General features: G+C 64.4%; 19 protein-coding genes. 12 read left to right on the top strand and 7 right to left on the bottom strand.

Features of this window, described 5'->3' with window-relative positions:
- Positions 1-220 precede the first annotated feature (220 nt).
- Entirely contained in the window at positions 221-1207 is a 987-nt protein-coding gene (locus FXB41_RS05270; RefSeq protein ID WP_007591473.1) for a helix-turn-helix domain-containing protein, read from the top strand.
- Between the two features lie 160 nt (positions 1208-1367).
- On the opposite strand, the gene FXB41_RS05265 is transcribed toward FXB41_RS05270, so the two are convergent.
- On the bottom strand, positions 1368-2444 hold the full coding sequence (locus tag FXB41_RS05265; RefSeq protein ID WP_219680274.1) for a methyl-accepting chemotaxis protein: 1077 nt from the start codon (positions 2442-2444) through the stop codon (positions 1368-1370).
- A 278-nt stretch (positions 2445-2722) separates the two neighbouring features.
- Between FXB41_RS05265 and recJ the strand changes: the two genes are divergently transcribed.
- The 3 genes from recJ (at position 2723) to FXB41_RS05250 (ending at position 6325) form a co-directional block, all read left to right on the top strand.
- Positions 2723-4564: a single-stranded-DNA-specific exonuclease RecJ gene (gene recJ / locus FXB41_RS05260; RefSeq protein ID WP_219680271.1), complete on the top strand. Its 1842-nt coding sequence runs from the start codon at positions 2723-2725 to the stop codon at positions 4562-4564.
- A 44-nt stretch (positions 4565-4608) separates the two neighbouring features.
- Positions 4609-5418 (top strand): SDR family NAD(P)-dependent oxidoreductase, encoded by an 810-nt coding sequence (locus FXB41_RS05255; RefSeq protein ID WP_219680269.1) that lies wholly within the window; start codon positions 4609-4611, stop codon positions 5416-5418.
- A 109-nt stretch (positions 5419-5527) separates the two neighbouring features.
- Positions 5528-6325, top strand: coding sequence for an aldolase (locus FXB41_RS05250; RefSeq protein ID WP_219680267.1), 798 nt, complete (start codon positions 5528-5530; stop codon positions 6323-6325).
- 31 nt (positions 6326-6356) lie between these two features.
- Here the strand turns inward: FXB41_RS05250 and FXB41_RS05245 are convergent, their stop codons facing one another.
- Positions 6357-7586, bottom strand: a complete 1230-nt coding sequence (locus FXB41_RS05245) for a lytic murein transglycosylase (RefSeq protein ID WP_219680266.1) — start codon at positions 7584-7586, stop codon at positions 6357-6359.
- Between the two features lie 134 nt (positions 7587-7720).
- Here FXB41_RS05245 and FXB41_RS05240 point away from each other — a divergent pair, with 134 nt between their 5' ends.
- The 3 genes from FXB41_RS05240 to FXB41_RS05230 all read left to right on the top strand — a co-directional run bounded on the left by FXB41_RS05240 (position 7721) and on the right by FXB41_RS05230 (position 8570).
- Positions 7721-7981 carry a hypothetical protein gene (locus FXB41_RS05240; RefSeq protein WP_219680264.1) on the top strand — a complete coding sequence of 87 codons (261 nt, stop codon included), beginning with the start codon at positions 7721-7723 and terminating at the stop codon, positions 7979-7981.
- 72 nt (positions 7982-8053) lie between these two features.
- Positions 8054-8305 carry a hypothetical protein gene (locus FXB41_RS05235; protein WP_219680262.1) on the top strand — a complete coding sequence of 84 codons (252 nt, stop codon included), beginning with the start codon at positions 8054-8056 and terminating at the stop codon, positions 8303-8305.
- 85 nt (positions 8306-8390) lie between these two features.
- Positions 8391-8570, top strand: a complete 180-nt coding sequence (locus FXB41_RS05230) for a hypothetical protein (RefSeq protein ID WP_219680260.1) — start codon at positions 8391-8393, stop codon at positions 8568-8570.
- Between the two features lie 27 nt (positions 8571-8597).
- On the opposite strand, the gene FXB41_RS05225 is transcribed toward FXB41_RS05230, so the two are convergent.
- Positions 8598-9122, bottom strand: coding sequence for a MarR family winged helix-turn-helix transcriptional regulator (locus FXB41_RS05225; RefSeq protein WP_219680258.1), 525 nt, complete (start codon positions 9120-9122; stop codon positions 8598-8600).
- A gap of 54 nt (positions 9123-9176) precedes the next feature.
- Between FXB41_RS05225 and FXB41_RS05220 the strand changes: the two genes are divergently transcribed.
- Together FXB41_RS05220 and FXB41_RS05215 are read left to right on the top strand one after the other, a co-directional pair.
- Positions 9177-9656 carry a carboxymuconolactone decarboxylase family protein gene (locus FXB41_RS05220; protein ID WP_219680253.1) on the top strand — a complete coding sequence of 160 codons (480 nt, stop codon included), beginning with the start codon at positions 9177-9179 and terminating at the stop codon, positions 9654-9656.
- Positions 9657-9677: 21 nt separating this feature from the next.
- Positions 9678-10181, top strand: a complete 504-nt coding sequence (locus tag FXB41_RS05215) for a cupin domain-containing protein (RefSeq protein WP_219680250.1) — start codon at positions 9678-9680, stop codon at positions 10179-10181.
- A gap of 100 nt (positions 10182-10281) precedes the next feature.
- Here FXB41_RS05215 and FXB41_RS05210 read toward each other — a convergent pair whose 3' ends face one another.
- The 3 genes from FXB41_RS05210 to efp form a co-directional block, all read right to left on the bottom strand.
- Positions 10282-11190 carry an amino acid ABC transporter substrate-binding protein gene (locus FXB41_RS05210; RefSeq protein ID WP_007591441.1) on the bottom strand — a complete coding sequence of 303 codons (909 nt, stop codon included), beginning with the start codon at positions 11188-11190 and terminating at the stop codon, positions 10282-10284.
- Between the two features lie 181 nt (positions 11191-11371).
- Positions 11372-12994, bottom strand: coding sequence for a M23 family metallopeptidase (locus FXB41_RS05205; protein WP_219680247.1), 1623 nt, complete (start codon positions 12992-12994; stop codon positions 11372-11374).
- A 23-nt stretch (positions 12995-13017) separates the two neighbouring features.
- A complete protein-coding gene (efp, locus tag FXB41_RS05200) occupies positions 13018-13584 on the bottom strand; it encodes an elongation factor P (protein ID WP_007591435.1) in 567 nt (188 codons plus the stop codon).
- Positions 13585-13746: 162 nt separating this feature from the next.
- Here efp and epmA point away from each other — a divergent pair, with 162 nt between their 5' ends.
- From epmA to FXB41_RS05185, 3 genes are read left to right on the top strand one after another with little or no spacing between them, the layout of a single operon-like run.
- Entirely contained in the window at positions 13747-14811 is a 1065-nt protein-coding gene (epmA, locus tag FXB41_RS05195; protein WP_219680244.1) for an EF-P lysine aminoacylase EpmA, read from the top strand.
- On the top strand, positions 14808-15902 hold the full coding sequence (locus tag FXB41_RS05190; protein WP_035992751.1) for a lysine-2,3-aminomutase-like protein: 1095 nt from the start codon (positions 14808-14810) through the stop codon (positions 15900-15902). Before epmA ends, FXB41_RS05190 begins: the two co-directional genes overlap by 4 nt.
- 44 nt (positions 15903-15946) lie before the next feature.
- Positions 15947-16201: a hypothetical protein gene (locus FXB41_RS05185; protein WP_007591425.1), complete on the top strand. Its 255-nt coding sequence runs from the start codon at positions 15947-15949 to the stop codon at positions 16199-16201.
- Positions 16202-16255: 54 nt separating this feature from the next.
- Here the strand turns inward: FXB41_RS05185 and FXB41_RS05180 are convergent, their stop codons facing one another.
- The gene (locus FXB41_RS05180; RefSeq protein WP_007591423.1) at positions 16256-17341 is read right to left on the bottom strand and encodes a 3-deoxy-7-phosphoheptulonate synthase; all 1086 of its coding nucleotides are present in this window, start codon (positions 17339-17341) and stop codon (positions 16256-16258) included.
- Positions 17342-17493: the final 152 nt, after the last annotated feature.

Here is a 17493-nt window from a genome sequence, read left to right as displayed (position 1 = left end):
TGTGATGTGCAATTTGTGCCAGTCTGCCCGGACAGTGAGACCTAATGCCCCATGGCTCAGATCCTTCAGTGCAGAGGCATTTGAGAGCAAATCTTGCGACAAATTCGGCGATGACTTGCCTGAAAACGCGAAGTCAGCTTGTCGTACCCACCTCGCGTTGTAGTGGTACTTCGCTATCGCGTGCCGCAGAATTGTCGCGCTTCAGTAACACGGTACAGCCATGGGGCAATTCCTTCTGGTTGATTCGCGCAAGCTGGATGGTTTCGAAGGTCTTCAGCAGGCCGTCCACGGCTCGCATGTCGATGTGATGCAACTCGGCCGCGGTCGGTTGCGCGGAACTTTATCCCATGTCGGCATCGGCGACTTCTCGCTCAGCATTGGTGCTTTCAACGTCGGCATGCGCACGCAGCGGGTTTCCAGCGACGACAGACTGATCATCGGGATGCTGCTCGCGGCCGAAGAGCGCGTCGCCCACTGGTCGTTCGACATGCAGCTCAATGATGTGCTCGTCATTCCGCCGCGGCTCGAACATGACGGTGTTTTTCACGGCGGCTCCGCCTACGCCGCCATGCGATTCGACATCAACGAGGTCGCGACGCTGTTCGGCGGAGAAGCACGGCTAAGCGATCCCGACACCTGGCGCAGCCGCGGTCATTTCCGCGCGCACATCGAGACCGGCGCGATCGCCTCGCGCCGCCTGGTCCGGATCATGTCGCACCTGCGCGACAACAAATATGGGCTGACGCTATCAACTGCCGATTTCTGGAAACGATCGATCGCCGAATGCATGGCTGCCAACGTCGCGTCGTCGCTGCCACCCGACGGGAATGGCTGGCTCCCTTCCGCACGCCGGCTGATCCGCAAGGTCGAGGAGTTTCTCGACGACGCCGGCACCCGTCCGGTGCACGTGTCGGAAATTTGCGCGGCGCTCGGCGTATCGCGGCGCACCCTCCACCGCGCCTTTCAGGAGGTATTCGGTCTCGGTCCGGTCACCTTCCTCAGGCACAAGCGTCTCTGCGCTGTTCATTCGATCCTGCACCAGAGCGCACCTGGCTCGACCACCGTGACAGCCGTCGCCATGCAACAGGGCTTTTACGAGCTCGGCCGGTTTTCGCAATATTACCTGGCAATGTTCGGGGAGCGTCCGTCGCAAACGCTTGGAATTGCGACGGTGCAGCCCGTCGAAGACGATATCACCAGAACCTAGCGCTCTGAGTCTGGACCGCGAACGACGCCATGATGGCATGCGTGCCGGTGTTTTGCCGGCGTGAAACGGCGAAAAAAACCGTCATGAAAACAACCAGATGGCTACTGTGCATGGGGTTGTTTTCAGAGTTTTGAGTTGGATAGGCAGGCCGCCTTCAGCTTTACGCCCCGCAGACGATCACGCCATACCAGCCCAGACCCCGATAGGTCTCGTAGCCCGGGGTGGCATGGAACGCGACCAGCGTGCCCGAGCCGTCCTGACAGAAGCCGGAACGCTGGCCATTGAGCGACAGCGAGATGCGTTCGCTGAGAATGCCTTGTCCGTCGGAAGCGGCGATCACGCGAAGATTGGAGTCGACCAGCAGCACGCGCGCCTTGTCGCTGTCGCCGACACGCACGCCTTGCACGATGGCGCGGGCCTGTGCCTCCCAGTCGAAATGGATGGCGAGCACCCCGATCGGCGCGCCGTTGGCCTGTCCACCGGCGCGGACGCTGGCGCAATAGGTCGCGACCTGGGCATTGCCGAGCAGCGGCTGGTTCTCGACGTCGCCGGCGACATAGTCGTCGCCGGAGCGCAGGGTCTTGGCCTCGCGAAACCATTTGGTGTGGGTGACGTTCTGGCCGACGGCGTGAAACCGGTCGGCGCGGCCGTTGGCGATGACGTTGCCATCGAGGTCGCAGAGCCAGAGGTCGAGATAGACGGTGTAGGCCCCCAAGATCACGCCGAGACGCTGCGAGGCATGGGACACGGCCGCGCCGTCGGGCGAGGCCGCGCAATCGACCAACGCGGAATCGGTCGCCCACCAGCGCACGTCGCAGGTCCGTTCATAGAGGTTGCGGTCGATGAGCTCGATGGCGTTGAGCGACAAATCGACCATGCGCTCGCCGCGCGAGCGCTGGCTCATCCGGTCGATCGAGGAGACGAGATCGCCAGTCCGTTTCGTCAATTGGCTTTCGAGCTCGCGGGCGATGGTCTCGACCTGCTGGCCGACGCCACGGACCTCCTGCGCCACCACGGCGAAGCCCGCGCCCTGTGCGCCGGCACGCGAGCTTTCGATCAGCGCGTTCAGTGCCAGCATCTTCATCTGGTTGGTGATCTGCTGGATCGACTTGGTCTTATCGACCGCGATCTGGTTGACCTCCGCCGTAAGGCGGTTGATCAGCGCGGAGATGTCGGAATCATCCTCGGCGGATTCATTTGCGATCGGCTTGGCTTTGAGACCCAGCGCAGCAGACATCGGGGGCTTCCCTTGGCAATGAGGTCTGATCTGCAACGAACCCGGAACAATCACTGACAGATCGAATACAATTCTTTTTCGAAGATTCCGCCTAACGCCTGCTTAATTTGCTGTTTTGCGGAATGCTCAAATGATAGTCAGTCCGCGCAGCAAAGCGGCAATCCACCGCTTTGTGCGGCGCAGACATTGCAAATCCCGGGGGATTGCGGGCCAATCGTTCCGTCGGCCGGGCGATGCAATACCTCCGGCTCCCAGGTTCCTCAAACCGACCGCTGTTCATGACGCCGCCCGCCACCGCCTTGCCCGTCGAAGCGCCCCAGGCGTTCCTGGGAGTGGCGCGCTCGCTCACCGACAAGCTCTGGCGTGACCGGCTGGATGCGCGCGGGGCGGCGAAGGCGCTTGCCATCGTGCAGCGCCACCAACTGCCCGAGCTGCTGGCGCGGGTGCTGGCAGGTCGCGGTGTCGACAGCGATGCCGTCGCCGATTTCCTCGATCCAACCATCCGCAAGCTCCTACCGGACCCGTTCACGGTGACGGAGATGGAAGCCGCCGCGAAGCGGATCGCGGATGCCGCAGGGAACGGCGAGAAGGTAGCGATCTTCGGCGATTACGATGTCGACGGCGCGACCTCGGCGGCGCTGCTGACCTGGCATCTGCGCCATTGCGGGCTTGACCCGCTGATCCACATTCCCGACCGCATCTTCGAGGGCTACGGGCCCAACACGGAAGCCGTGCGTGCGCTGGCCGAAAAGGGCGCCACGCTGCTCGTCACCGTCGATTGCGGCACCACCAGCATCGAGCCGCTCGCCGAAGCAAAACGTCTCGGCATGTCCGTCGTCGTGATCGACCATCACCAGGCCGGCACGGAGCTGCCGCTGGTCGATGCGCTGGTCAATCCGAACCGGCTCGACGATCTCTCCGGCCTCGGCCATCTCGCCGCCGTCGGCCTCGTGCTGGTGACGTTGGTCGCGGTCAATCGTGAATTACGCCAGCGCGGCTTCTGGACCGCGGAGATGCCCGAGCCGGATTTGCTCGGCATGCTGCATCACGTTGCGCTCGGCACGGTTGCCGACGTCGCGCCGCTGATCGGTCTCAACCGCGCGTTCGTCGCCAAAGGCCTGATCGCAATGCGGCGGCGCGACCATGTCGGCCACACCGCGCTGATGGACGTGGCGCGGCTCAACGGCCCGCCGGAGGCCTGGCATCTCGGCTTCATGCTGGGGCCGCGCATCAATGCCGGCGGCCGCATCGGCCGCGCCGATCTCGGCGTGCGGCTGCTTTTGGAGGGTGACAGCGTCGAGGCCGCGCGGATCGCCGCCGAGCTCGACCGCCTCAATAGCGAGCGCCGTATCATCGAGCAGGCGGCCGAAGCGCAGGCCGAAGCCGAGGCGCTCGCCTCGATCGGGCTCGAGGACAAGATCGGCGTGATCGTGACGGCCTCCGAAGGCTGGCATCCCGGCGTGGTCGGTCTCGTTGCGTCCCGGTTGAAGGAGAAGTTCTCGCGGCCCGCCTTCGCGATCGCGCTGGAGCCCGGCGGCATCGGCACCGGCTCCGGCCGCTCGATTGCCGGCGTCGATCTCGGCAAGGCAGTGCGCCAGGCGGTCGCCGACGGCATTCTGCTCAAGGGCGGCGGCCACGCCATGGCCGCGGGCGTCACGCTGCGCAAGGAAAAGCTCGCCGAATTTCGCGCCTACCTCGAGCATGCGTTGGCCCGCGACGTTGCCGAGGCGCGCCACGTCAACGAGCTCTACATCGACGGCGCGGTCTCCGCGCGCGCGGTGACGACCGAGCTTGCAACGACGCTCAACCGCGCCGGTCCCTTCGGCAGCGGCAATCCGGAAGTCGTGTTGGCGCTGCCGGCGCACCAGCTCGTCTATGCCGACGAGGTGGGACAGGCACATTTGAGGCTACGCTTCAAGTCGGGCGACGGCGCCATCGTCAACGGCATCGCGTTCCGTTCGATCGGACAGAAGCTCGGCAATGCGCTCGTTGCCAATCGCGGCCAGCAATTGCATGTCGCGGGATCATTGTCGCTCGATCGCTACCAAGGCGCCGAGCGTGTGCAATTCCGCGTCGTCGACGTCGCGCTACCCGACCAGGGACCATCCATGATTAGATAGGTCCGGCAAACAACAAAAAACGAATAGCAAAAAAGGGAGTGAACATGGCAGGGCAGGTTGAGGGCAAGGTCGCGCTGGTGACCGGCGGCGCCTCTGGCATCGGCGAGGCCGTCGTCGAGATGTTCGCGCGCGAGGGCGCCACCGTCATCGCCACCGACATCGACGAGCTGCGCGGCCCCGAGCTCGCCAATAGCATCACCAAGGCCGGTGGCAAGGCGATTTTCCTGGAGCAGGACGTCACCAGCGAAGAGCGCTGGATCGAGATCACAGCCGAGATCGCGAAGCGCTTTGGCCGGCTCGATATTCTCGTCTCCAACGCCGGCACCGGCATTGCCGTGCCCTCGATCGTCGACATGACGCTCAGCGATTGGCGCAAGCAGAACGCGATCAACCTCGACGGCGTCTTCCTCTCGGTCAAGCATTGCCTGCCCCTGATGCGCAAGACCGGCGGCGGCTCGATCGTCATGATGTCCTCGCTTGCGGGCCTGCGCGGCGCGCCCGGGCTGTCGGCCTATTCAGCGACCAAGGGCGGCGTGCGGCTGTTCGCAAAGTCGATCGCGATGGAGTGCGCGGCGGCCTGTGACGGCATCCGCGTCAACTCCGTCCATCCCGGCATCATCGACACGCCGATTTGGGGCAAGATCCCGACGGGCGCGACCGGCAACCAGGGCAATGCGCCGATCGATCCCGAGGAGCGTGCGCGCGTCGTAACGCCGCTCGGCCGCGCCGGTCAGGCTGCGGAAATTGCCTCTGGCGTGCTGTATCTGGCCTCCGATGCCTCGCGCTACGTCACCGGCAGCGAGCTCGTCATCGACGGCGGCATGAATGCTGGCGGCGTGCCGCGGCGGCAATAGCCCGCCGCGCGGGCTGCGAAGGGCAGGGTGGCGCCCGCGGGGGCTGACGCGCAGGCGTCGGACCTGTACAACGCGGGCGTCGTCCGATCGACAGAGGTGTCCTTCCGCCATGGCGCACAGCCTTCACTCTTCGTCATCCACGCCAGCAACGTTTCGATCGAACCGTCCGGATCTCGCGAGCGACGCGATCCGCAGCGCGCGCGAGGATCTTGCCGCCTGCTTTAGGATGGCGGCGCGCAACGGCTTTGAGGAGGGCATCTGCAACCACTTCTCGGCCGTGGTGCCGGGCCATGACGATCTCTTCCTGGTCAACCCTTACGGCTACGCCTTCCGCGAGCTGACCGCGTCAAAACTTCTGATCTGCGACTTCCACGGCAATGTGCTCGAGGGCGAGGGCGTGCCCGAGGCGACCGCGTTCTACATCCATGCCGAGATGCACAAGCGCCTGCCGCGCGCCAAGGTCGCCTTCCACACCCACATGCCCTACGCCACGGCGCTGTCGATGACCGAGGGGGATCCGCTGATCTGGGCCGGCCAGACCGCGCTGAAATTCTACGGTCGAACGGCCGTGGACCGCGACTACAACGGCCTCGCACTCGACAACCGCGAAGGCGCACGCATCGCGTCGGCCGTGGGGGATGCCGACATCATCTTCATGAAGCATCACGGCGTGATGGTGCTGGCGCCGACCATCGCGGAGGCCTGGGACGATCTTTATTATCTCGAACGCGCCGCCGAGGTGCAGGTGTTGGCGATGTCGACCGGGCGACAGGTGCTGCCGGTCGATCCCGCGATTGCGGCCGAAACCTACAGGCAGATGCGCGAGGGCGATTCCGAATCCGCGCGGCTGCATCTTGCCGCAATCCGCCGCCAGCTCGATGCGGAAGAGCCGCAGTACCGGCACTAGCGATCGCGTCGTAGCCCGGATGGAGCCATAACTAAGACCCCTGGCGCAGCTTCGCCAGCACCTTCAGCCCGCCATAGCCGTCCGCAGGCGTGATGCCCGCGCGCTGCTGAAAGTCCTTGATCGCTTTCATGGTGTCGTTGCCGACACGGCCATCGGTGCCGCCGGTATCGAAACCCGCCTTGGTCAGGCGCGTCTGCATCTCCTGCACCTCGGCGAGCGTCAATGCGCGCTCGGAGCCGGGGAATGGCTGGATGAAAGGCGGGGCGCCGAGGCAGCGGTCGCCGAGATGGCAGATCGCCAGCGCATAGTTCATCGAGGGATTGTAGCTCTTCACCGCGTTGAAATTCGGTCCCAGCAGAAATGTCGGCCCGCCCGCAACCGGCGTCCACATCTGCGCGGATGCGGAGGCTTGCGGAAACGGCTGGCCGTCGGCGCGGGTGACGCCGGCCGCCTGCCAAGCCGCATAGGTCCGGCTGCCGCTCATCTCACCGGGCGTGCGCACCTCGTAGCCCCAATGCTCGCCGCGGTGCCATTTGCCGCGATTGACGAGATATTTTGCGGTCGAGCCCAACGCGTCGTCGGGCTTGCCGAACGGCGACACCTTGCCGTCGCCGTCATAGTCGATGCCGACATTGAGCCAGACTTCCGGCATCCATTGCGAATGCCCCATTGCGCCGGCCCAGGATCCCTGCATCTGCTCCGGCGTGCTCCAGCCCTTGTCGACAATGCGCAGCGCGTTGATCAGCTCGGTTTCCCAATAGGCTTTTCGGCGCGGCTCGTTCCAGGCGAGGGCGGCGAGCGAGGGAAACACCGGCGTCATGTGGTTCTGCTGCACCAGCGGATCGCCATAGGCGGACTCGACGCCCCACAGCGCCAGCAGCGTACCGCGCCCGACGCCGAAATCGCGCTCGATGCGCGCGAGCAGCGCCTCGTTGTTCTTCAGCGCGATCTTGCCGTTGATGATGCGCCAGTCGGAGACGCGGCGATTGATGTATTGCCAGACCTGCTCGTGGAATTCGGGCTGGTTGCGCATTTGCTTGAAGACGCTCATGTCGGGCTCGACCCGCGCCATCGCGCGCTGCCATGTCGCAGCCGAGATGCCCTTGGCCATTGCACGAGCGCGAAAACCCTCACGCCATTCCTCGAAGCCCGGAGGCGCGGCCAGGATGCGCGTTGGGAATGCGATGAGGGCGGCTGCTCCGAGCGTCGATCGAAGCAGAGCGCGGCGGCTGCGAGAGGATATAGAATCAGCGTGTTTCATGGATGCATTCTAGCGGGAAACATGGCGGCTGTGACCGGTTCCTGGAACTGGAGGAACAGACGCGGGCCCCGCGTTCCCCGGAACAAACTGTCGCACTCCCGCATTCCCCCAGCACCAATTTGGAGGAGAAGAAGATGAGGAAATATCTGTTTGCCGCGGCCATGGTCACCGCCATCGCTGCGCCTGCTTTTGCCGACGAAGTCGGCGTTCACGTCGGTCCGGTCGGTGCCGGCGTGACGGTCGGACAGTCTCACGAATATCGTGAGCGGGACCGCGATCGCGACCGCACCACCGTCATCAAGGAGCGTGAACCTGCCGATCGCACCACGGTGATCAAGAAGGAAGATGAATTCGGCAATCGCAGCAAGACCGTGATTCATCACGACAACGACTGATGGAGTGGGGCCCCGGCCGATGGCCGGGGCCTGCCGTCGCACGCAGTCCGTTCATCGATAATTCGGGGTGGAATGAAGATACGCGCGCATGCGGAAAGTCATGTCGTCGAACTCGACGACGGATCGCAATGGCAGATCTTTCCCGGCGATCTCGCGACCACGCTGAGCTGGAAGCCCGAAACCGACCTGCGCCTGGAGCGAAGCTGCGACCGGGTGAGTTCGCATGAGCTGGTGAATGACACCGATCAAAGCCGCGTCCGGGTGATTGCCGCGGGCGAGACCTGGCCCGATGGCGAGGTTAAGAAAGCGTTGAAGGGGAAATAGGGCGCGCCTGCAGCGGGTCGGATACCCCCAGTTTTGGGCCTGTCGCTTTACGGTCGATTCGCTTCCGTCTGCGCACAATGCGTGAATGCAGGAGCTGTTCGACATCATCCGCGCTAATCCCTGGCCGTTCGGCGCCGGGTTGTTCGTCGTCATCCTGATGATCCTCGCGGAGAACTTTGGGCGCGGTATTCAAGGCGACGGTACCGTCAGTGACTTCTCGGATTCGGACGGTGGCGGCTGCGGCGACGGAGGAGGCGGCGACTAGCGCCCGTCAGCGGCGAACGCGCTTCGGCTAGTCCTCCTGCAAATCGGCCGCGATGCCTGCGAGCCACCGGCGAATGCTTGCCTCGGCCTTGGCATCGAGCCCGGCGGCCAGCCGCTTCTCCAACGCGATCACCCTTTCCCGGCACGCTTTCAAAAGCGTCGCGCCGCGCGGCGTCAGTGTCCATTGCTGGATGCGGCCGTGGACGGGATGCGGCGTCATCACAATCGCACCGTCACGTTCGAGATTGCGGATGATGACGCCGACGGTCTGGGGCGTCAGAAAGGTGAGGCGGGCAATGTCGGCGCCCGAGAGGCCCGGATAGGCGTTGAGCATGGTCAGCACCGCGAATTGCGGTGAGGTGACACCGAGATCGGCCAGCGACCGCTCCATCGTCAGACGGACCGCGGCGTGGGCTTGGCGCAGCAGATAGCCGAGATAGCCCTGCTCGCCGCGCTTGCCTTCCCCTGGGGCTGGCACGCGCACCGCCGGGGCAGACGTGGGGGCCTTCCGCCGCGGTTGCGATCTCGTGATATCAGGCGGCTTGCGCAACATGTAAGTGCTCTTATAATGTCTCAGCACTCTTACAATACCACGAGGTGAACGGCAATGTCACACGCCCGCAGCGAATACGAGGATTTCAAGAGGATCGCGCCCGACGCGTATGAGCTGGTGCTGGCGCTCGGCCAGGTCGCGGCCAAGGCCGGCCTCGACAAGCAGCTTCTCGAACTGGTCAAGCTGCGGGCATCGCAGATCAACGGCTGCGCCTTCTGCCTGCAGCATCACATCCTGCTTTCGGAGCGGATCGGCGTGCCCGTCGACAAGCTCAATTTGGTCGTGGCCTGGCGCGAGGCGCCGATCTTTTCCGCGCGCGAACGTGCCGCGCTGGCCTGGGCCGAGGCGCTGACCTGCCTGCCCGACGGCGTCGGCGAAGACGTGTACGCCGAGGCGAGCCGTGAATTCTCCGAGACTGAGCTGACGTACCTGACCTCGGCGGTCGCCTCGATCAACGTCTGGAACCGTTTCGGTGCGGCGTTTCGCTGGACGCCGGCGACGCGGCCCGTCGAAGCCAATGCCGCAGCGTCCTGATTGCAACGAAGGGAGATCACGATGACAGCAATGAGTGTTCCCACCGCGCCGCGCCCGGCGTCATCGCGTTCGATGGCGATCGCCGTCGTCGGCGGGCTTGCCTGCGCGCTTGCGATCGGCAAAGCGCTGCCGGTGACGATGGACACCATTTCCGGCGCACTCTCGCCGCTCTGCGCCACCGCCGCCGAAAGCTCGCCGCTCGACAAGGTCGAACCGATCGGCTCCTACCCGCTGCCGAACGTGCCCGGCAAGCGCGTCACGATCGTGCGCGTGTTCTACGGCCCCGGCGGGTTCTCGCGGCCGCATCGTCACGCAGGATCCGTCACCGCCTACATCACCAAGGGCGAGATCCGCTCCCAGCTCGGCGGCGGCCCGGTCGAGACGTTCGGCGTCGGCCAGTCCTTCTTCGAGCCGCCCGGCTCGACCCATCTGGTCTCGGCCAATGCGAGTACCACGGAGCCGGCAGAATTGATCGCGGTGTTCGTGGCGGACGAGGGCGCGCAACTCACGACGTTGCTGGATTGATCCGTAGCCCGGGTGAGCGAAGCGACACCCGGGGCAGTCGTCGCGTGAGTCCCGGATGTCGCTTCGCTCATCCGGGCTACGTTACCAGCGTGCTCTCTCGTCAGCCGCCGTAGGATGCTGGATCAGGATTGTCCGACGGATGCTCGAACGACTTCTTCATCGACACCGGCATGGGTACGTGAAAGTTCAGGCCGCGCGGCGGCACCGGCTCCATGAACCATTTGTTGTAGATCTGCTCGATCTCCGGGCTCTTGTAGAGTTTTGCGGTCGCGCGATCGACCACCGCCTTGAACGGCGCGTCGTCCTTGCGCAGCATGATGCCGTAAGGCTCCGGATCGGAGAACGCGCCGGTGCTGATCGCGTACAGCGACGGATCCTTCGAGGAGGCGATCATCGCCGCCAGCTGGATGTCGTCCATGACGAAGGCCACGGCCCGGTCGGTCTCGACCATCAGGAACCCTTCGGGGACATCCTTTGCGTTCATCACGGTGATGTCGAGCGAGCGGGCCGCATTGGCCTTGTTGAGCTGCGTGATGTTGGTGGTGCCCGAGACCGAGACGACGGCCTTGCCCTTGAGATCGTCGATTTGGTCGAGCTTCGAAGTCTTCTTGGACACGAAGCGGCTCGCCGTGAGGAAATGCGTGTTGGTGAACCACACTTGTTTCTGGCGATCGGCGTTGTTGGTCGTCGAGCCGCATTCGAGATCGACGGTGCCGTTCGCCATCAGCGGAATGCGGCTGGACGAGGTGACCAGGTTCTCGTTGACCGCGAGCTTGTCCAGCTTGAGCTCGGCCTTGATCTCCTCGACGATCTTCATGCAGATGTCGATGGCGTAGCCGACGGTCTTCTGCTTCTCGTCGATATAGCTGAAGGGCACCGCGCTGTCGCGCACGCCGAGTGTGATCGCGCCGGTGTCCTTGATCTTCTTCAAGGTCCCGCTCAATTCCTGCGCATGAGCCGGCACGCCGAACGCGACGGCCAGAACGGCCACTATAGTGAGACAACGCATGTGCCTTCCCTTCATCCTGTTTACCCGCGGGGAGGAAAGCAATTCTGAGGCCAGACAATTTCGAGGCCAGAGAAGGCTCCGTCATAAGGAGGCCGGGCCGGTCAGGCGGTGTGCGTGCAATTCGCTGTCATAGGACCGTCATCAGACAGTTTGGTTGGCTGTCTAGATGGCGCAAGCAGCGTCAATTCTCGTCGCCGCCCGATCCCTCGCGCAGGTCCGGCTTGAGCACGTCCTCCGGCAGCGCATGTGCCACGGGCTGCGGCGTGCCGGCGATCTCCGGGCCGACCTCGCGGCCGCGGGCATGGATCAGACGCTCGTACGCCGAGACCAACGTGACGTAAGGACTGACCCAGATCCAGCCGTCGCGGGTGAACACCTGCACGTCGAAATGCAGGTGCATCGAGGTGCCGGCGGGATGATCGAGATAGTTCGAGACCACGCCGATCTTCTCACCCTCCGATACGATGCGACCATTGAGCAGGCCATCGGCGTTCAGCGCCTGCGGGTTCATATGCATGTAGCGGAAACGGATGTGCTCGGTCCGGCTGTTGATTTGCAGCGTCACGGCCTGGTCCTTGGAAGCGCGTATGACCCTCGCATCGCGCACGGCGACGATGGCGCGCTGCTTGGGATCACAGGCTTGGCGGCCTTCACCAGGCGATGGGCACTCAGCCGCGCGGATGTCCTCGCCCTGATGGCCATAACCGCCGCCGCATTGCCAGACCTCGAAACTGCGGGATTCGCAGAAGTTGTCGCGCCAGGGGTAAGCGGTCGTGCTCTCCATCTTGTCGCGCTTGGCATAGGATTGCGAGTGTACGAAAGCGGGCGCCTTCTCGAGAGGAAAGCGGATCTGTGCGTAGGCCATCACGTCGGGATGGCCGCCCTGCTTGCGATAACCGGTGTTCGGGATGATGTCGCCGCTCGGCCGATAGGTGAAGTCCGGGGAACGCGCCGCGGGACGATCGAGAATGTTGGAAGCGATGTCCGTGAGCGGCCGCATGCGCTGGCCGCCCGCCACGCGCAGCGCCTTCAGGAAGCGCTCGGCGACCGGATAGGCCTCCTTGCAGGCAAGCCGCCGCGGCTTGGCGACGCTGTCGAGGCATTGGATCGACACCACATAGGCGACGCCGAAACGGGTGAAAGCGTAGCGCACATAGCCTTCCCGGATGAATTTGCGCAGGTCCGGGTAGAGCGCTGCGAGCGGTTTGACCGGCTCGCCCTTGCCGCCCGAGGGATCGGCAATGTCATAGACGAGCGCCGAACCCGTGATCTGCACCTCGACCGGTCTTGCGAAGACCCGGCTCGGCATGCCGTCTCCGGTACCAGGCTCGAACGAAAAGGTCGCGCTGTAGCCGGCGGGGCCGGCATCGAACATGTCGACGGAATTGAAGTCGGCCTGGTAGCGCGACAGCGCGACGGTCGCTGGCGCACCATTGCGCCGTGCTTCGAAATACGCAGCAGCGTCGAACGGCAGCAGCACGGGCACGGAGCTGCGGGAGATGCCGGTGAAGAATTGCGAGGAGATCGCGTTGAGCTGCACCAGCGCCGGCATCGTGCGCGGATCATAGCGCGGCATCGAACGACGGGGCGCGAAGATGAAATCGTCCGCGACCCGGGGATGGGCGTTGATTTCGGTGCGCAGCTGATCGAGCGCCGCGCGCCAATCGACGCGCAGCGCCGTGAGCGAGGGGCTGCGGAATTCATCCGCAGTGAGCGGAGAGGCAATGAGGAGCGAAAGCGACGCCAGAAGTTGCGAGACGAAGTGGAAACCTTTCCCAACCACTGTCTCGCCCCCCGGCGGCACCTGTTGCGCTCGCGTTGGCCCCGTCAGTCCTTGGCGCGCTCGGAGTAGGAGCCGTCTTCGGTCATCACGACGATTCGGGTGCCGACGGCGATGTGCGGCGGCACCGTGGTGCGCAGGCCGTTCGAGAGCACGGCGGGCTTGTAGGACGAGGAGGCGGTCTGGCCTTTGGTCACGGGCTCCGTCTCGACCACTTCCAGCGTCACGCGCTGCGGCAGGGCGATCGATACGGGATTGGCGCCGTGCAGCGACAGCTTGACCGTCATGCTCTCCTGAAGATAGGCCGCCGCGTCGCCGATCACGTCCTTGGAGACCTGGACCTGGTCATAGGTCTCCGGGTTCATGAAGTGATAGCCGTCACCATCTTCGTACAGGAAGGTATAGTTGCGCTCTTCGATCGTGGCCTTCTCGACCTGGTCGGTGGTCTTGTAGCGCTCGGAGATCTTTACCCCGTCCGAGATTCGGCGCATTTCGATCTGGCTGACCGGGGTGCCCTTGCCGGGATGGATGTTCTCGGCGGTCACGACGACATATAGCTTGCCGTCTTGCTCGATCACGTTGCCCTTGCGAATAGAACTGGCGATGACTCTCAAAGCTGTATTTCCTGCTTGCTTGGCCCGGCTCGGGCCAGGACGTGGTCAAATTGATGGGGGACCTGGGGCCCCAAATCAGACCGCGGCACCCGTTTCGGGCCGCAACATACTGGTTTTGCCGTTGGATGCCAGCATTTTGCTGGCCTGCGGGACGGCCGGTTAATGGCGGGGGACAAGCCGATGTCGCCGTTCTGGTCCCCCTCGCGGCATCTCGACCGCCGGCCCTTCCTGCAGGCCAGGGGAGCAATCACCGGGGCTCTACGGGGATTTTTCGCCGAGCAGGGCTTTGTCGAGGTCGAAACCTCCGTTCTCCAGGTCTCTCCGGGCAACGAGACCCACCTGCACGCCCCCCGGACCGAGATCGTGCGACCCGACGGCAGCCGTGTGAGCCGATATTTGCGGACTTCGCCGGAATTCGCCTGCAAGAAGCTGCTGGCGGCCGGGGAGACCCGGATTTTCGAGTTCGCCCGGGTGTTCCGGGACCGCGAGCGCGGCGACCTGCATTTGCCCGAATTCACCATGCTGGAATGGTACCGGGCAGGCGCCCCCTATGACGCCATCATGGCCGACTGCGTCGTCCTCATCGGCCGCGCCGCCCAAGCGACCGGGATTGGCACCTTCGCCTTCCGCGGCCGGACCGCCGATCCCTTCGCCGAGCCTGAACTTGTGACGGTGGCCGGCGCCTTCGAGCAGTTTGCGGGAATCGACCTGCTTGCGACCATTTCCGGTGGCGAAGGCGACCGCGCCGCGCTTGCCCGGGCCGCTGCCGGCAAGGTCCGTGTGGCCGAGGACGACACCTGGTCCGACATCTTCAGCAAGGTTCTGGTCGAGCATGTCGAGCCGCATCTGGGGCAGGGGCATTTGACCATTCTGTTCGAATACCCATCTCCAGAGGCGGCACTGGCGCGCATGAAGGCAGGCGATCCCCGCGTTGCCGAGCGGTTCGAGATCTACGCCTGCGGTGTCGAGCTCGCCAACGGCTTTGGCGAACTGACCGACGTCGAGGAGCAGCGCAAGCGCTTCACGCAATCCATGGCGGAGAAGCAACGCCGCTACGGCGAAGCCTATCCGCTGGACGAGGACTTTCTGGCCGCGGTCGCGGCGATGCCGGAGGCGAGCGGCGTCGCGCTCGGTTTCGACCGGCTGGTGATGCTGGCGAGCGGCGCATCGCGAATTGATCAGGTGGTCTGGACGCCGCCTGCAAATGAAGCGTTAAGCGAGACATGATGAAGAGCAATCTTGCGCGCACATTGCGCGAGCCGGCCGAACTTGTCGCCGAGCAGCTGGTATCAGCCACAGCGCTGCCGGTGCTCGATCGCGTTGCCGCACGCTATGCGGTTGCGATCACGCCGGCGCTGGTCGATCTGATCGACAGGTCCGATCCCGACGATCCCATCGCGCGGCAATTCGTTCCGACTGCCGCGGAGCTCGAGATGCAGCCGGGCGAGAACGCAGATCCGATCGGCGATCATCCGTACTCGCCGGTTCCCGGGATCGTGCATCGCTATCCCGACCGTGTGCTGTTCAAGCTCGTTCACGTCTGCGCGGTCTATTGCCGCTTCTGCTTCCGCCGCGAGATGGTTGGACCCGGCAAGGAGAACGCGCTCTCGGACGGCGCCTATCGCGCCGCGATCGACTACATCCGATCGCACAGCGAGATCTGGGAGGTGATCCTGACCGGGGGCGATCCCCTGATGTTGTCGCCGCGGCGGATGAGCGAGATCATGGCGGATCTTGCCGGAATCGATCACGTCAAGATCATCCGCCTTCACACCCGCGTGCCCGTGGCCGAGCCCGCGCGCATCAGCGAGGAGATGGTCGGGGCGCTCAAGGTCGAAGGCGCCACCACCTGGGTGGCGCTGCATGCCAACCATGCGCGCGAACTGACGGGGCCCGCGCGTGCCGCCTGCGCGCGGCTGGTCGATGCCGGAATTCCCATGGTAAGCCAGTCCGTGCTTTTGCGCGGCGTCAATGACAACGCGACCGCTCTGTCGGATTTGATGCGAGCTTTCGTCGAATGCCGGATCAAGCCCTATTATCTGCATCACGGCGATCTCGCGCCCGGCACGGCGCATCTGCGAACGACGCTCGCCGAGGGGCAGGATTTGATGCGGCAGCTGCGCGGACGGGTGTCGGGACTGTGTCAGCCCGACTATGTCATCGACATTCCCGGCGGCGCCGGCAAGTCGCCGGTGGGACCGAATTACGTGTTGCCGATGCAAAATACCGCACCTGATGCGGGTGATGCGGCATCGGAAACGCGCTATCGTATCGTGGATTATTGCGGCGACGTTCACCTCTATCCGCCCGAGACCTGATTGGTCGTGATGGAGATTCTGGCTCGAGGAATGGAGGGAGAGACATGAAGAAGATCATGGTGGCAGTATCGCTCGCGGTCTTGCTCGGCGGCGCGGCGGTCGCGCAGACCGGCGGCACGAAGGGATCGACATCGGGCGGCGCGGCGTCCGGATCGCTGCCGCAGGCACCCGTGGGCCATCGCCAGCCGCGCGTCGGCGACGTGCCCAGCGAGAAGAACCTGAGCGACCCGAACGATCCCCTCAGCAAGGAAAATCAGGCGCTCGACAAGAAGATCAAGAGCATCTGCCGCGGCTGCTAGGCGCCGGAGCAGCGGGCAGGGTGCGACAGCCTCACCCCGCCCGCGATCGTTCGGTCAGGCGGAGCGCTCGTGCAGCCCTGCGCGTTTGGTGTTGCGCCGGATCTCGACCGCGTCAGCGAGCTGTTTGAGCACGGTTGCCGTGGTCGCCCAGTCGATGCATCCGTCCGTGATGCTCTGGCCATAGGTGAGCGGCTTCCCCGCCACCACGTCCTGGCGTCCGGCGACGAGATTGCTCTCGACCATCACCCCCATGATGCGGTTCTCGCCGCCGGAAATCTGGCCGGCGATGTCGGCTGTCACGAGCGGCTGGTTTTCCGGCTTCTTGCTCGAATTGGCGTGGCTCGCATCGACCATCACGAGCGGTGCGACGCTCGCTTTCGCCAGATCGTTGCAGGCCGCTGCGACGCTTGCCGCATTGTAATTCGGCGTGCTGCCGCCGCGCAGGATGATGTGACAATCCTCGTTGCCCGCGGTTGAGGCGATCGCCGAGCGGCCGAGCTTGGTCACCGCCATGAAATGATGCGGATTCGAGGCCGACTTCACCGCGTCCGCCGCGATGCGCACATTGCCGTCGGTGCCGTTCTTGAACCCCACAGGGCAGGACAGCCCCGAGGCCAGCTCGCGATGGATCTGGCTTTCGGTCGTGCGCGCGCCGATCGCGGCCCAGGACACGAGGTCGGCAATGTATTGCGGCGTCGTCATGTCGAGGAATTCGGTGCCGGCGGGCAGGCCGAGATTATTCACGGCCGAGAGCACGTTGCGCGCCAGCCGCAGGCCCTTGTTGATGTCGAAGCTGCCGTCCAGATCAGGATCGTTGATCAGGCCCTTCCAGCCGACCGTGGTGCGTGGCTTCTCGAAATAGACCCGCATCACGATTTCAAGTTGATCGGCAAGCTCTTCGCGCAAGCTCGCGAGGCGCTCGGCGTATTCGAGCGCGGCCCTGGGATCATGCACCGAGCAGGGGCCGACCACGACCAGAAGCCGGTCGTCCTGGCCATTGAGGATCGCGTGGATGGCGTTGCGTGCCGCCATCACCACGCGCGTCGCGGTGAGCGTACGCGGGACTTCCCGCATCACCTCTTCAGGCGTGCTCAGTTCTTTCAGTTCGCGGATACGAAGATCGTCGGTCGTGCTCAGCACGGCGGGCTCCTTGTCATTTTGAGACCCTGCCGGCCAATAAAAAAGCCGCCAGGTCTGGCGGCTGTTCGGACTAGATGCTGCAATTTGTCAGATTGAGCGTGATCCTCCCACCGCCAGCGAGCTGTCGTAGCTAAAATACCAATAAAAGCTGG

The organism is Bradyrhizobium canariense, from assembly GCF_019402665.1.
Classification (GTDB): domain Bacteria; phylum Pseudomonadota; class Alphaproteobacteria; order Rhizobiales; family Xanthobacteraceae; genus Bradyrhizobium; species Bradyrhizobium canariense.
The sequence above is the reverse complement of the archived record's forward strand: the minus strand, read 5'-3'. Positions and strand labels throughout refer to the sequence as shown.